At 60.2% G+C, this 14,646-nt stretch carries 11 protein-coding genes and 1 pseudogene; 9 read left to right on the top strand and 3 right to left on the bottom strand.

The genetic code is table 11. From position 1 onward, the window contains the following. Positions 1 to 23 precede the first annotated feature (23 nt). Together ASD60_RS03345 and edd are read right to left on the bottom strand one after the other, a co-directional pair. Positions 24 to 980, bottom strand: a complete 957-nt coding sequence (locus tag ASD60_RS03345) for a glucokinase (RefSeq protein WP_056852631.1) — start codon at positions 978 to 980, stop codon at positions 24 to 26. Next, positions 977 to 2,803 (bottom strand): phosphogluconate dehydratase, encoded by a 1,827-nt coding sequence (gene edd / locus ASD60_RS03350; protein ID WP_056852632.1) that lies wholly within the window; start codon positions 2,801 to 2,803, stop codon positions 977 to 979. The genes ASD60_RS03345 and edd overlap by 4 nt, the downstream gene beginning before the upstream one ends. A gap of 219 nt (positions 2,804 to 3,022) precedes the next feature. On the opposite strand from edd, the gene gap reads away from it, so the two are divergent. From gap to ASD60_RS29755, 9 genes and pseudogenes are all read left to right on the top strand, one after another. Next, positions 3,023 to 4,024 (top strand): type I glyceraldehyde-3-phosphate dehydrogenase, encoded by a 1,002-nt coding sequence (gene gap / locus ASD60_RS03355; protein WP_056852633.1) that lies wholly within the window; start codon positions 3,023 to 3,025, stop codon positions 4,022 to 4,024. 170 nt (positions 4,025 to 4,194) lie between these two features. Continuing rightward, entirely contained in the window at positions 4,195 to 4,659 is a 465-nt protein-coding gene (locus tag ASD60_RS03360) for a methylglyoxal synthase (RefSeq protein ID WP_056852634.1), read from the top strand. Between the two features lie 78 nt (positions 4,660 to 4,737). Continuing rightward, on the top strand, positions 4,738 to 5,256 hold the full coding sequence (locus ASD60_RS03365) for an RNA polymerase sigma factor (protein ID WP_056852635.1): 519 nt from the start codon (positions 4,738 to 4,740) through the stop codon (positions 5,254 to 5,256). 102 nt (positions 5,257 to 5,358) lie between these two features. Continuing rightward, complete coding sequence (locus ASD60_RS03370; RefSeq protein ID WP_056852636.1) at positions 5,359 to 6,324, top strand: FecR family protein; 966 nt, start codon at positions 5,359 to 5,361, stop codon at positions 6,322 to 6,324. 122 nt (positions 6,325 to 6,446) lie between these two features. Beyond that, a complete protein-coding gene (locus tag ASD60_RS03375) occupies positions 6,447 to 9,038 on the top strand; it encodes a TonB-dependent receptor (RefSeq protein WP_056852637.1) in 2,592 nt (863 codons plus the stop codon). 116 nt (positions 9,039 to 9,154) lie between these two features. Beyond that, positions 9,155 to 9,763: a biliverdin-producing heme oxygenase gene (locus tag ASD60_RS03380; RefSeq protein WP_056852638.1), complete on the top strand. Its 609-nt coding sequence runs from the start codon at positions 9,155 to 9,157 to the stop codon at positions 9,761 to 9,763. A gap of 159 nt (positions 9,764 to 9,922) precedes the next feature. Beyond that, positions 9,923 to 10,312 (top strand): YbaN family protein, encoded by a 390-nt coding sequence (locus ASD60_RS03390; RefSeq protein ID WP_056852640.1) that lies wholly within the window; start codon positions 9,923 to 9,925, stop codon positions 10,310 to 10,312. Positions 10,313 to 10,776: 464 nt separating this feature from the next. Then, positions 10,777 to 11,793, top strand: a pseudogene (locus ASD60_RS29750) (PDC sensor domain-containing protein); the annotation flags it as partial. A 102-nt stretch (positions 11,794 to 11,895) separates the two neighbouring features. Then, positions 11,896 to 12,651 (top strand): methyl-accepting chemotaxis protein, encoded by a 756-nt coding sequence (locus ASD60_RS29755; RefSeq protein WP_442965973.1) that lies wholly within the window; start codon positions 11,896 to 11,898, stop codon positions 12,649 to 12,651. A 199-nt stretch (positions 12,652 to 12,850) separates the two neighbouring features. On the opposite strand, the gene arcD is transcribed toward ASD60_RS29755, so the two are convergent. After that, positions 12,851 to 14,278: an arginine-ornithine antiporter gene (gene arcD, locus ASD60_RS03400; RefSeq protein ID WP_056852641.1), complete on the bottom strand. Its 1,428-nt coding sequence runs from the start codon at positions 14,276 to 14,278 to the stop codon at positions 12,851 to 12,853. Between the last annotated feature and the right edge of the window lie 368 nt (positions 14,279 to 14,646).

The raw sequence follows: 14,646 nt of genomic DNA on the forward strand, positions 1-14,646 counted from the left end.
TCCCACGCGGAGCGTGGGAACGATCACTGGTGTGCCTGTTCGAGGGCCACACCGGCGCCTACTAGCCCGGAATACGGAGCCGTCACCAGCCACACCGGAATCCCCTTGAAGTAATCGCTCATGCACCCCTTGTCGGCGAAGCATCTTGCGAAACCGCTTTCGAGGAAGAAATCGGCAAAGCGTGGAATCACCCCGCCCACGATGTACACGCCACCGCGCGCACCGGTAGTAAGTACGTTGTTGCCGGCCACCCGACCGAGCCAGCAGCAGAACTGCTCAAGCACTTCCACCGCAATCGGGTCTCCCGCCAGACCGGCAGCGGTGATCGCTTCCGGTGTCTCAAGCACCGGCTCATGCCCGTCCACCGCACAGATTGCCCGATAAACCCGTGGCAAGCCGCCGCCGCTCAATGCCGTTTCAGCGCTGACATGCCCGATTTCATTGAAGATGTGCTGCCACAGTTGAGTCTCGCGAGGGCTGCTCAGCGGCAAGTCGACGTGGCCACCCTCCCCCGGCAGTGCGGCAAATCGGCCTTCGCCGAGATCGAGCAAAGTGCCGACGCCCAACCCCGTGCCGGGACCGATCACCACCGCCGGCCGCAACGGCTCCGGCGTGCCTTCGCAGACCACGCGGAATTCGCCGGGCTGCAAACGGGTCATGCCCAGCGCCATGGCCGAAAAATCGTTGACCAGCAACAGCTGATCCACCTGCAAGGTCTGGCAGAAGACCTTGCGGCTCAAACGCCAGTGGTTGTTGGTGAACTTGAATTCATCGCCGCTCACCGGGCCGGCCACCGACAGGCACACCGAACCGATAGCCCCCGGTGCCAGGCCGAGCCCGCTCAGGTAAAGGCTGATTGCCTGTTCCGGATTGGCGAAATCTGCTGTCGCCAGCACCTGGACCGATTCCAGCTGCTGGTTTTTCCACAACGCGAAACGTGCGTTGGTCCCACCGATGTCACCGACCAAAGCCAGTTTCAATTAAGCGTCTCCAGGGCAGAAGTAAAGGCGCTGGCGCCCTGCTCCGCCGAGCTGAAGGCCATGCGCATGAAACCAAACAGTTCGCGACCGGTGCCGATGTTGTTACCCAACAGGCCTTTGGCCGGCGTGCGCGCTGCGAATTCTTCGGCGTCCACCTTAAGCTCCAGGGTGCCTTTGACGCCATCGACGCGGATGATATCGCCCTCTTGCACCCGCGCCAAAGCGCCGCCGACATAAGCTTCGGGGCTGACGTGAATCGCTGCCGGGATTTTCCCCGACGCGCCGGACATGCGCCCGTCGGTCACCAGCGCAACCTTGAAGCCGCGATCCTGCAGCACACCGAGGAACGGCGTCATCTTGTGCAGTTCCGGCATGCCGTTGGAGCGCGGCCCCTGGAAGCGCATCACCGCGACAAAATCCTTCTCCAGCAATCCGGCCTTGAACGCATCCGCCAGGTCCTGCTGATCCTGGAACACCATTGCCGGCGCTTCCACAATCTGGTTTTCCAGCGCCACGGCGGACACCTTCATCACGCCGCGACCGAGGTTGCCTTCCATCACGCGCAAACCGCCTTCTGGCGAGAATGCCCGAGCGACCGGCCGCAGAATGCTTTCATCAAGGCTCTCGGTCACGCCTTCGCGCCATACCAGTTCACCGTTGTCGAGGAACGGCTCCTTGGTGTAGCGGCTCAGGCCATGGCCGAGCACGGTGTTGACGTTTTCATGGAGCAGCCCGGCTTCCAGCAGTTCGCGGATCAGGAACGACATGCCACCCGCGGCCTGGAAGTGGTTGATGTCGGCCTTGCCGTTCGGGTAGACGTGGCTCAGGGTCGGCACCACCTCGGAGAGGTCGGCCATGTCCTGCCAGGTCAACTGAATGCCCGCCGCCATGGCAATGGCCGGCATGTGCAGGGTGTGGTTGGTCGAGCCACCGGTGGCATGCAGCGCCACGATGGAGTTGACCAGCGAACGCTCGTCGACGATTTCACCGATCGGCAAGTAGTCGCCGTTCTGTTTGGTAATGCGCGTCACCTGATGCGCCGCTTCGCGGGTCAGGGCGTCGCGCAGTGGCGTGTTCGGGTTGACGAAGGAAGCGCCCGGCAAGTGCAGCCCCATGACTTCCATCAGCAATTGGTTGGTGTTGGCGGTGCCATAGAAGGTGCAGGTGCCGGGGCTGTGGTAGGAATTCATTTCCGACTCCAGCAGCTCCTCGCGGCTGGCCTTGCCTTCGGCGTAGCGCTGGCGCACGTCGGCTTTCTGCTTGTTGGAAATTCCGGAAACCATCGGCCCGCCCGGCACGAAGATCATCGGCAGATGACCAAAGCGCAACGCGCCCATCATCAGGCCCGGGACGATCTTGTCGCAGATGCCGAGCATCAGCGCGCCGTCGAACATGTTGTGGGATAACGCCACGGCGGTGGACAGCGCGATCACTTCACGGCTCGGCAGGCTCAGCTCCATGCCCGGCTCGCCCTGGGTCACGCCATCGCACATGGCCGGTGTACCACCGGCGAACTGGCCGACGGAGCCGATTTCGCGCAGGGCTTTCTTGATCAGTTCAGGGAAGACTTCGTACGGCTGGTGCGCCGAGAGCATGTCGTTATATGACGAAACAATTGCAATGTTCGCGGAATTCATCATCCGCAAGCTCTTCTTGTCGTCGCTGCCGCAACCGGCCACGCCGTGGGCGAAGTTGGCGCATTGCAGCTTGCCGCGCATCGGGCCGTCGCTGGCCGCACCGCGAATCAATGCAAGGTAAGCCTCACGCGTGGCGCGACTGCGGGCGATAAGCCGTTCGGTGACCTCAAGGACGCGGGGATGCATGTGTAGAACTCCAGGCTAACGGATGTGGCGACCTGATTGTCTATGCTGATCAAACGCCGGTGTCGATGGGATGACAGACGGTTTTCTTGATCGGTTGGACCAGTTGATTCAGGTCACTCGTTGTAGATTGAACAAAATATTGCCATCAAAAAGGCTTGTTTTCTATTTTTTTGCGAATAATCTTGTAATTCCAACAACAAAACGACGGTGGCGCTGTTAATGACTCTTCGAATTGCAATCAATGGTTTTGGCCGGATTGGCCGTAACGTCCTGCGCGCACTCTATACCCAGGGCTACCGTCAGGATCTGCAGATCGTTGCCATCAACGATCTCGGAGACAGCGCTATCAATGCGCACCTGCTCAAATACGACACCGTTCACGGCACATTCGACGCGGATGTCCAGCACGATCAGGAAAGCCTGACCGTCAATGGCGACCGTATTGCCGTCAGCGCCATTCGCAACCCGGCCGACCTGCCCTGGGCCGCGGAAAAAATTGATGTGGTGTTCGAATGCACCGGCCTGTTCACCGACCGCGCCAAGGCTGCCGCGCATATTACGGCCGGCGCACGCAAAGTGATCATCTCGGCGCCAGCCAAAGGCGCCGACGCCACCGTGGTCTACGGGGTCAACCACGACATTCTGCGCCAATCGCACCAGATCATTTCCAATGCCTCGTGCACCACCAACTGCCTGGCCCCGGTGGCCCAGGTGCTGCACCGCGAGCTGGGCATCGAAAGCGGTTTGATGACCACCATCCACGCCTACACCAACGACCAGAACTTGACCGACGTTTACCACAGTGACCCGTACCGCGCGCGTTCGGCCACCCAGAACATGATTCCGAGCAAGACCGGCGCCGCCGAAGCGGTCGGCCTGGTGCTGCCGGAACTGGCGGGCAAACTGACCGGCATGGCGGTGCGTGTACCAGTGATCAACGTATCGCTGGTAGACCTGACCGTACAGCTGAAAAAAGAAGCCAGCGCGGAAGAAGTCAACGCCCTGCTCAAGCACGCCAGCCAGCATTCGAAGATTCTCGGTTACAACACCTTGCCGCTGGTTTCCAGCGACTTCAACCACAACCCGCTGTCATCGATTTTCGACGCCAACCACACCAAGTCCAGCGGCAAGCTGCTCAAGGTACTGGCCTGGTACGACAACGAATGGGGCTTCTCCAACCGCATGCTCGATAACTGCCTGGCGCTGTGCAACGCCGAATAACCTTCGCCTGTTGCGCCTTATCCGATCCTGCAGGAGCCAGGCTTGTCGGCGAAGAACGATAACGCGGTACCAATGAATAACCGCGGTGCCGGGTTCGCGGGCAAGCCTCGCTCATACAGGCAGGCGATGGCGTCCTCAGCCCCCTCGCAAATCGCCCTGTGGAAAACCCCATGATCGGTATCAGCTTCACGCAAAAAACCATGGCGGCGCGCAAGCGTATCGCCCTGGTGGCCCATGACCACTGCAAGGTATTTCTGCTCGATTGGGCCGCACGACAGAAAGACCGTCTCGCCCAGCATGAACTGGTCGCCACCGGCACCACGGGATTGTTGTTGCAACAACGCCTCGATCTGCCAGTGGAAAGCATGATCAGCGGCCCACTGGGTGGCGACCAGCAGCTTGGCGCGCGAATCGCCGAGCAACGGGTCGACATGCTGGTGTTCTTCTGGGACCCATTCGAACCGCAACCGCACGACCCGGACATCAAGGCGTTGCTGCGGGTCGCGGCGGTCTGGAACATTCCGGTAGCGTGCAATGAATGCAGCGCCGATTATTTGCTCAGCAGCCCGATGATGGATCAACAACACTCGCATCGGATTCCGGATTACGCGACCTATTTGCAGGGCCGCGCGTAATCATCAACAAAATCAAGACTTGACCATGCGCGTGGATGATAAGCATTATCATTCACTCAAAATGGATCAGGTCTTCCCGTGAGTCAATCGCGCTTCAACGACGTTTTCATTACCCAGCGAGTCTCCCTGCTGCGCACGCTGGAGCGAATGGTCAACAATCACAGCACCGCCGAAGACCTGTTGCAGGAGACCTACCTGCGAGTGACCCGCGCTCTCAGTGAGAGGGCCATCGATCATCTTGAACCATTTGTCTTCCAGACTGCCCGCAATCTGGCACTGGACCATTTGCGTGCGCGACGCATCCATTCTCGGACCATGGTCGAGGACGTGCCCGTGGACGTGGTGCAAAGTGTTGCCGCCCCCGCCAGCAGCGCCGAAGACGCCGCCCATGCCGAACAATTGCTCGAGCGTCTGAACGTACGCCTCAGTCAACTCAGCCCTCGTCAGCAACAGATTTTCATCCTCAGCCGCCTGCACGGTCACAGTTATCTGGAGATTGCTGAAAAACTCGGCGTTTCGCTCAGCACCGTGCAGAAGGAACTGAAACTGATCATGACGATCTGTATCGGCGTCGCCGAACGGTCAAACGGCCACTGAGCCGGCTGCGGCTCGACGGGTCTGGTCATCAGGGCTACCCTTGCCGCTCTTTTCAGTTTCACTACAAAAACAGCCGTGCGTAGACACTGCCGAGGAAACACCGTGACGGACACCCACCGCTCCCCTTCGCCCTCACCGGCGCAGGCTACTGCAGACGCGATGGACCAGGCCCTAGACTGGCTGATCGTGCTGGACAGCCCGAGCGAAGAGCAAACGCGCCAGTTCCATGCATGGCTTGCGGCGGACCCGGCGCATGCCAACGCGTTCGCCAAGGCCCAGGCGATCTGGAACGGCCCGCACGTCACGCAATGCGCGCAGAACCTGGCTGCCCGCCCCGCCAAAGTCACCGTGCTGGCTCGCCTGCGCCCGCACTGGAAACCCTTGGCCACGGCGGCCGTGCTGATCCTCGGTCTGTTCAGCTTCAGCAATCTGCCCATGCGCCTGCAGGCCGATCACCTGACCGTGGTTGGCGAGCGCCAGCGCCTGCAACTGGAGGACGGCTCGAAAGTCCTGCTCAACACCAACTCGGCGTTTTCCAGCACCATCAACGACCAGCAACGCCAGGCACGTCTGTATCAAGGCGAGGCATTTTTCGAGGTTCAGCCCCATCGTGATCGGCCGCTGGAAATCAACGCGGGCCTGGTTACCGCCAGCGTGCGCGATACGGCATTTGCCGTGCGCTACCTTGACGGCGTGACCCAGGTTCGCGTGCAGCGCGGTGATGTCGACTTGCGCGCCACCCATGACGACGCACGGGTTCGCCTGACCGCCGGAGAGAGCATCCGCATCGGCCCCAACGGCTTCGACCGCCCGGCCAAGCTGGATGCAGCCACCGACCTGGCCTGGGTCCAGGGACGCCTGGTGTTTGAAAACTGCCCGCTGAACCAGGTGCTCGCTGAGCTGCGTCGTTACTATCCGGGCTGGATCATCAACAACAACGAGCAGTTGGCCGCGGTTGCCGTGACGGGAAATTATCGTCTCGATCAGCCGCTGGACGTGGTTCGCTCGCTGGCCCACATCACTTCCGCGCAACTGAAGGAATACCCGGCGCTGGTGATCTTGAACTGAATGAGAATTATTTTTACTCGATAGCCGTTCCCCGTACGTCTCGTTATAGCCAATGCAATTGATTCGCATCTAAACCTGCCAATCAGCACCTATAAAGATTCGTGCGACACGGAGCGCTATCGATGTCCTCTCGCCTTACCCGCCAATCCCCTTCACCTTCCCGTGTGCTGTCGCTGCTGACCGCCGCCATCCTGATGGCCGGCAGCGCCCCGCTGATGGCGGCTACTGCTACCGAACAGCAGACCCGCAAAATGGGCGACTACGCATTCACCATCGCGCCGCAATCGCTGGTCTCGGCACTCAATGCCTTTACCGCCGTGACAGGCTGGCAGGTAGGCTTGCCGGCCGAGCTCGCGCAAGGGGTCGCTTCGCCGGGTGTGCGCGGCTCGTTGCCTGCGGACAAAGCCCTGGATCGCCTGTTGGTGGGGACCAACCTGAGTTATCGCAAACTGGGTGACAACAACATCGTGCTGGAGCGTAGCACCACCGGCAGCGCGCTCAATCTGCAACAGACGACCATCAGCGCCACCCGCCAGGAGCAGTCGGTGGACAGCGTACCCAGCACGGTCACTGTCCACACGCGCGAAGAACTGGACCGCAACAACGTCAATACCATCAAGGATCTGGTGCGCTACGAGCCGGGCGTTTCGGTAGGCGGTGCCGGCACCCGCGGCGGGATCAGCGGCTTCAACATCCGCGGCATCGACGGTAACCGGGTTCTGACCCAGATTGACGGGGTCGAAGTCCCCAACGGTTTCTTCAACGGCCCCTATGCCAAGACGCAGCGCAACTACGGCGACCCGGAAATCGTCAAACGCGTCGAGATCCTCCGCGGCCCCGCTTCGGTGCTCTACGGCAGCAACGCCATCGGCGGCGCGGTCAGCTACTTCACCCTCGATCCGGACGACATCATCAAGCCCGGCCAGGATGTTGGCGCACGCTTGAAGACCGGCTACAGCTCCGCTGACGAGAGCTGGCTGAAATCCGCCACCGTGGCCGGTCGTGCCGATCAATTCGACGGCCTGCTGCATTACAGCCAGCGCGACGGTCACGAAACCGAATCCTATGGCAACAACAACGGTACCGGTCTGAGCCGCACGGCGGCCAACCCGGAGGACGTACGCACCAGCAACGTCCTGGCCAAGGTCGGCTGGAATTACCAGGACGACGCACGCCTGGGCCTGACCTACGAGAAGTACAAGGACGATCGCGATAGCGACCAGAAAAGTGCCTATGGCGGCCCGTTCTTCGAGGGCGCCCCCACCATCCCGGCGAGCATTTTGCCTGGTGGCATGTACCAGTGGCGCACCGGTAACGACACGATCACCCGCGAGCGTTTTGGCCTGGAACACAGCTTCGCCCTGGACAGCCTGCTGACGGACAATATCAAGTGGAGCCTGAACCATCAGATTGCCAAGACTGACCAGAGCACCGACGAGTTCTATTTCCCGATCACTCGCCAGGTACTGCGAACCCGCGACACTCTCTACGAAGAAAAGCAGTGGGTGTTCGATTTGCAGCTGGATAAATCTTTCAGCATTGCCGACACCGAGCACTTGCTGACTTACGGCACCACCCTCAAGCAACAGAAAGTCACCGGCTCGCGCAGCGGCAACGGCACCTGCCTGGCGGTCGGTCGCGGCTGCACTGCCATTGGCGCCAGCAGCCCAGCGGACGTGCTGAAAAAATCCTCGGATTTCCCAGACCCGACCATCAACACCTACAGCGTGTTCGCCCAGGATCAGATCAGCTGGAACAAGTGGACCTTCCTGCCGGGCTTGCGCTACGACTACACCGAACTCAAGCCGGACATCACCGACGAATTCCTCAACACCGTTTCGGCTGACGGTCGCGGCACCGTCAGCGACGAAAACAAGACCTGGCACAAAGTCTCGCCCAAGTTCGGCCTGACCTACGCCCTGACCGATAACTACACCTGGTACGGCCAGTACGCCGAAGGCTTCCGCACCCCGACCGCCAAGGCGTTGTACGGGCGTTTCGATAACACCGCGGCGGGTTACAGCGTGGAACCCAACCCGGACCTGGAACCGGAAAAAAGCCAAAGCTACGAGACGGGCCTGCGGGGCAACTTCGAGCAGGGCTCATTCGAAATGGCGGTGTTCTACAACAAGTACCGCGACTTCATCAACGAAGACGCTGTCACTCCGGGTTATGACCAACCGACCTTCCAGAGCGCCAACATCAAGCACGCCACCATCAAGGGCGCGGAAATCAAGGGTCGCCTGAACCTCGATACCTTGGGTGCGCCACAAGGTCTCTATACCCAGGGCTCGGTGGCCTACGCCTACGGTCGCAACAACGACAATGGCGAGCCGATCAACAGCGTCAACCCGCTGACCGGCGTGTTTGGTCTGGGTTACGACCAGGACAACTACGGCAGCTTGCTCAGCTGGACCCTGGTGAAAAAGAAGGACCGCGTCGACGACAGCAACTTCAAGTCGCCGGACGGCGTCAGCAGCCAGTTCAAGACGCCGGGCTTCGGCATCCTCGACCTGACCGGGTTCTACAAGGTGACCAACGACGTCACCCTCAGCGGCGGCATCTACAACCTGACTGACAAGAAGTACTGGCTGTGGGACGACGTGCGCGGCTACGACAGCGTCGGCGAAGCCTCGGTGACCCAACCGGCCAACCTTGATCGCCTGACCCAGCCGGGCCGCAATTTCGCCATCAACCTGATCTGGGATATCTGACCGGCCTCACCTCTCTGCGCGGCTTCACAGGGCTGCGCAGTGAGGTTTTTTTACTGCCTGGCCCGAGCTGATTCGTCTCGTTAACAAGCGTTTCTTTTTCTTCCAAAGGATTTGTCATGACCACTCAGGACACCGTTCAATCCCCGAGCCTGCGTTCCCAACGCCTGAACCAGATCACCCACGAGCCCCACACCAGACTCGATGCCCTGGTCAAAGCCCACGCGCCTTTTGAATCCCGGGCCAGCTTCGCCCGCTTCGTGGTGGCGCAGTACCTGTTCCAGTCGGAACTGGTGTCGCTGTACAACGATGCTCAACTGAACGCCATCGTCCCGGACCTCTGCGCTCGCTGCCGCGCCGAAGCGGCCAAGGCCGACCTGGCGGACCTGGACACCGACGTTCCGGCACCGGTCGCCGGTGCGGTGAACAACCCAGGCAAGCCCCAAGCGCTGGGCTGGCTGTTCGTTTCCGAAGGCTCGAAGCTGGGTGCGGCGTTCCTGATCAAGCGTGCCGTGGGCCTGGGTTTGAGCGAAACCTTTGGTGCGCGGCACTTGGGCGAGCCGGCCGGTGGTCGTGCGCAAGGCTGGAAGAGCTTCGTCAAAACCCTCGATGGACTGTCGCTCAGCGCAGAGGAAGAAGCCGAACTGGATAAAGGCGCCATCGATGCGTTCAATCGGTTCACGGTGTTGCTGGAACAGGCTTACGCCACCACCCCGGAAATCGCCTGACTGTATAAAAATCCTGTGGGAGCGGGCTTGCCCGCGATGGCGGCTTCACATCCAATAGAGATGCTGAATTGGAAATTGCTATCGCGGGCGAGCCCGCTCCCACAGGGACCGAGCAACTTCCCCAGATCCTGATCTAGCCTCGATACCTGCCGTGAGCCCATGCCCGCCTCCTCAAAACTAACCCGCGTTCTCTTCGGCCTGCTGGCCTACGTCAGCCTGGGTATCGGCCTGATCGCCATCGTCATTCCCGGCCTGCCGACCACCGAATTCATCCTGCTGGCCGCCTGGGCCGCCACTAAAAGTTCGCCACGCCTGAGTGCCTGGCTGGAAAGTCATCGATTGTTCGGTCCCATCCTCAGCAATTGGCGCAACGGCAGAATCATCGCGCGCAGGGCCAAAGTCAGCGCCACGGTCAGCATGCTGCTATGTGCCGGTCTCATGCTGGTAATGCTCGACCATGGCTGGCCGATTTATCTGGCGATCGTCGGGATGGGGCTGGGCAATCTGTGGATCTGGTCGCGGCCTGAATCGCCGACGCGACGCACCTGAATGCACCGCGATTTTTCCTGTTTTTGAGCCTGCTTTCGGCACATTTTCCCGCGCAAACGTTCAACCATGACCGTTCGTCGGCATGCTGCTCATGCAATCTCGGCTTCGCGCCGATGTGGATGGAATGGCGCTAAATGGATTTGGCGGATCGAGCCGCTCCGGCTCACAGCCAACTCTTCATCCATTCGCGAGCTCGCCCCATGTTCGACTCACTGTCCATCCGCCTGAAAATTGTCCTGCTCTCCGGCCTCTGCCTGCTCGGCGTCGTCGCGTTGATCGTGGGCATGAACTTCTACCAGACCAATCAGAACGATGAACTGGTCAGCGACTCCAGCAGCAGAATGCTCACCGCCAGCGTGCAGGACTTGCTGCAGGCCAAGGCCGCCGAGCAAGCGGTTCGGGTGCAGAAGACGTTCGGTGAAACCCTGACGGTAGTGACCGCGTTGGCGGATCAGATCAACGACATGCGCAACCTCGCCGCCAAGCGCTCGCTCGAGCCCGGCGCCCTGCGCGAAGAGTTGAACCAGAGCTTGAAGACCGCATTCGAGCGCAACAGCAAGGTGCTGGGGATCTGGCTGGCGTTCGAACCCAACGGCCTCGACGGCAAGGACAGCGAGTTCGCCAATGATGCCGCCCGTCAGTCCAACGAGGCGGGTCGCTTCGCTACGTACTGGAGCCGCGCCGGGGGTGAAGCGCTCAATACCATCATGGTCGAAGAGGACATGACCAAGACCACGCTTAACCTCAGCGGCACGCCCTACAACATCTGGTACACCTGCCCGCGGGACAGCAAGCGCACCTGCCTGCTCGACCCGTACGCCGATATGGTCGGTGGCAAGGAAGTGTTGATGACCACCATTTCCGTTCCGCTGCTGGTTGAGGGCAAAGCCATCGGCGTGGTCGGTATCGACATCGCGCTCGACGCCCTGCAAGCTGCGGCGGTCGATTCCCAGCGTGAACTGTTCAACAGCGCCGGGCACATGCTGATTGTCTCCGGCACGGGCGTCATGGCGGCCTACAGCGTCGACGCCAGCAAAGTCGGCAAAAGCATCGGCGATACCCTGGGCGCTGATGGCAAGGATGTCTTGCAACTGCTCGGCGCCGGCACCGCGAAAATTCTCCAGCAGGGTGACCTGATCCGCGCGGTGTACCCGGTCAGCCCGATTGCCGATTCCAAAGCCTGGGGCGTGGTCATCGACCTGCCCAGGCAAACGCTGCTGGCGGATTCGGTGAAGCTGCAATCGGTGCTCGACGACGCCCAGCAAACTGGCACGATCAAAGCCATTGTGGTGGCGATCATTGCCGGCCTGATCGGCTTGCTGCTGATGTGGCTCACCGCTTCGGGCGTGACCCGGCCGATCAACAGCGTGGCCGACATGCTCAAGGCGATCGCCAGTGGCGACGGCGACCTGACCCAGCGTCTGCACTACAGCAAGAAGGATGAATTGGGCGAGCTGGTCAGTTGGTTCAACCGGTTCCTCGACAAGCTGCAACCGACCATCGCGCAGATCAAGCAAAGCATCACCGACGCTCGCGGCACCGCTGACCAGTCTTCGGAAATCGCCCGTCAAACCAGCGAAGGCATGCAGGTGCAGTTCCGCGAAATCGACCAGGTCGCCACCGCTTCCAATGAGATGAGCGCCACCGCCCACGACGTCGCCAACAGTGCGTCGAATGCGGCAAGCGCCGCCAAAGGCGCCGATCAATCGGCCCGCGATGGCATGCAGATCATCGAGCGCAGCACCCGCGACATCAATCAATTGGCTGATGAAGTCAGCAAGGCCGTGACCGAGGTCGAGGCACTGGCGGTCAACAGCGAGCAGATCGGTTCGGTGCTGGAGGTAATCCGCAGCATCGCCGAGCAAACCAACCTGCTGGCGCTCAACGCGGCGATCGAAGCCGCGCGTGCAGGCGAGAGTGGTCGTGGTTTTGCGGTGGTGGCCGACGAAGTGCGCAACCTGGCCAAACGCACCCAGGACTCGGTGGAAGAAATTCGCCTGGTGATCGAGCGTATCCAGAGCGGCACACGCGGCGTGGTTGCCACCATGCATTCAAGCCAGACCCAGGCCCACAGCAACGCCGGACAAATCCAGCAAGCGGTGCAGGCCTTGAGCAAAATCAGCGACGCAGTCACCGTGATCAGCGACATGAACCTGCAAATCGCCAGCGCCGCGGAACAGCAAAGCGCCGTAGCCGAAGAGGTCAACCGCAACGTCTCCGCGATCCGCACCGTCACCGAAACCCTGACCGGCCAAGCTACCGAATCGGCGCATATCAGCAGCCAACTCAACAGCCTGACGACCCAGCAAATGAAGTTGATGGATCAGTTCCGCGTTTAAAAACGCACCCGGCAGGAGCAAAGCTTGCTCGCGATAGCGCAGGGTCAGACACTGCATAGCTGACTGTCACGCCGCCATCGCGAGCAAGCTCAGCTCCTGCATGGGGTTTTCATCTATCTATGCTCGGCCTCTCGTTGGGCAAGCCCTTCGATGCGAGCGGGCTCACTCCCGCAGGTTGATGCATTCCATGCAGGAGTGCTCACAACCTCAACACCCCGCTGTACAGCCCATAGGCTGCCAACCCGGCACCGCAGATGACACAGGTGAATATGCCCTTCTCGACCGGTGTGAACAGCGGTTTACCCTGTTCACGCCTGGCCTTGGCGAACAGGATCACGCCCGGCGCATACAGCAAGGCCGAGAGCAGCAAATACTTCAAACCACCGGCGTACAACAACCACACCGCGTAACTCAGGGCGACGCCACCGATCAACAGATCCTTGGTCCGTTCTGCCGAAGCGTGCTCATAGGTTTCACCGCGCCCGCTCAACAACACCGCATAGGCCGCCGACCACAGATACGGCACCAGAATCATCGACGAGGCCAGGTAAATCAGGCTGGTGTAGGTGCCGGCGGAAAACAGCGTGATCAGCAGGAACAGCTGAATCATCACGTTGGTCAGCCATAGCGCATTGACCGGCACATGATTGGCGTTTTCCTTGGTCAGGAACGCCGGCATGGTCTTGTCTTTCGCCGTGGCGAACAGGATCTCGGCACACAGCAGCGCCCACGAGAGCAACGCGCCCAGCAGTGAAATCGCCAGACCCACGCTGATCAGCAACGCGCCCCACGGGCCGACGATATGCTCCAGCACCGACGCCAGCGACGGGTTCTGCAAGGTGGCCAACTCCGGTTGGCTCATGATGCCCAGCGACAACACGTTGACCAGCACCAGTAACGCCAACACACCGAGAAAACCAATGACCGTGGCCCGCCCCACATCCGAACGTTTCTCCGCCCGCGCCGAATAGACACTGGCGCCTTCAATACCGATGAACACAAAGACAGTGACCAGCATCATGTTGCGCACCTGGTCCATCACGCTCCCGAAACTCGGATTGCTGCGCCCCCAGATGTCACGGGTAAACACATCGGCCTTGAACGCCACCGCAGCAATCACGATGAACAGGATCAACGGCACGATTTTGGCCACCGTGGTCAGCAGGTTGATGAACGCCGCCTCTTTGATTCCGCGCATCACCACAAAATGCACCGTCCACAACAGCACCGAGGCACAGGCAATGGCAATCGGCGTATTGCCCTCGCCGAAAACCGGAAAGAAAAACCCCAGCGTGCTGAAGAGCAAAACGAAGTAGCCGACGTTGCCCAGCCAGGCGCTGATCCAGTAACCCCATGCCGAGGAAAACCCCATGTAATCGCCAAAGCCGGCCTTGGCGTAGGCGTACACCCCCGAGTCCAGCTCCGGTTTGCGATTGGCCAGGGTCTGGAACACAAACGCCAGGGTCAGCATGCCGACGGCGGTGATTGCCCAACCAATCAATATCGCACCGGCATCGGCTTTGGCGGCCATGTTCTGCGGCAGGGAAAATATTCCACCGCCAATCATCGAGCCCACGACCAGAGCGATCAGCGCGCTCAGGCGAAGCTTTTGCTGGGTTTGCGACATTGTTGCGCCTCCAATGGCTCGGAAAATACCGGGTTATCTTCTTATTATCTAATTGGGTAGAGCGTAATAACCTTTATTCGTTAACGCCAATTTACGACTCTTACTGAGCGCTTATAGATTTACCCTTTTTTATAGCGATTCGCTTTAACCGTGCCCCTCAATAAAACTATTTGCTACTGAAATTACCTCCGCAAAGTTTGCGTCCGCCTAAAAACGAACTAGCGTCATAAAGCAGCAACACGATCCGTTAAATACTTAAAACACGACGCCTCTAGGACAGGCTTTTCAGAATGCTGACTTGTGCCTGCGAATAATTGGTGAGCTTTTATCCACAATGTGACCATGCACTGATCCATGTCAGCTGATTG

This window comes from Pseudomonas sp. Root562, from assembly GCF_001427125.1.
GTDB lineage: Bacteria > Pseudomonadota > Gammaproteobacteria > Pseudomonadales > Pseudomonadaceae > Aquipseudomonas.

Bases quoted from the DNA above. Each gene is read 5' to 3' on its own strand.
- edd (WP_056852632.1), bottom strand. From the start codon at position 2,803: ATGCATCCCCGCGTCCTTGAGGTCACCGAACGGCTTATCGCCCGCAGT.
- gap (WP_056852633.1), top strand. From the start codon at position 3,023: ATGACTCTTCGAATTGCAATCAATGGTTTTGGCCGGATTGGCCGTAAC.
- ASD60_RS03360 (WP_056852634.1), top strand. From the start codon at position 4,195: ATGATCGGTATCAGCTTCACGCAAAAAACCATGGCGGCGCGCAAGCGT.
- ASD60_RS03375 (WP_056852637.1), top strand. From the start codon at position 6,447: ATGTCCTCTCGCCTTACCCGCCAATCCCCTTCACCTTCCCGTGTGCTG.
- ASD60_RS03380 (WP_056852638.1), top strand. From the start codon at position 9,155: ATGACCACTCAGGACACCGTTCAATCCCCGAGCCTGCGTTCCCAACGC.
- ASD60_RS03390 (WP_056852640.1), top strand. From the start codon at position 9,923: ATGCCCGCCTCCTCAAAACTAACCCGCGTTCTCTTCGGCCTGCTGGCC.
- ASD60_RS29755 (WP_442965973.1), top strand. From the start codon at position 11,896: ATGCAGGTGCAGTTCCGCGAAATCGACCAGGTCGCCACCGCTTCCAAT.
- arcD (WP_056852641.1), bottom strand. From the start codon at position 14,278: ATGTCGCAAACCCAGCAAAAGCTTCGCCTGAGCGCGCTGATCGCTCTG.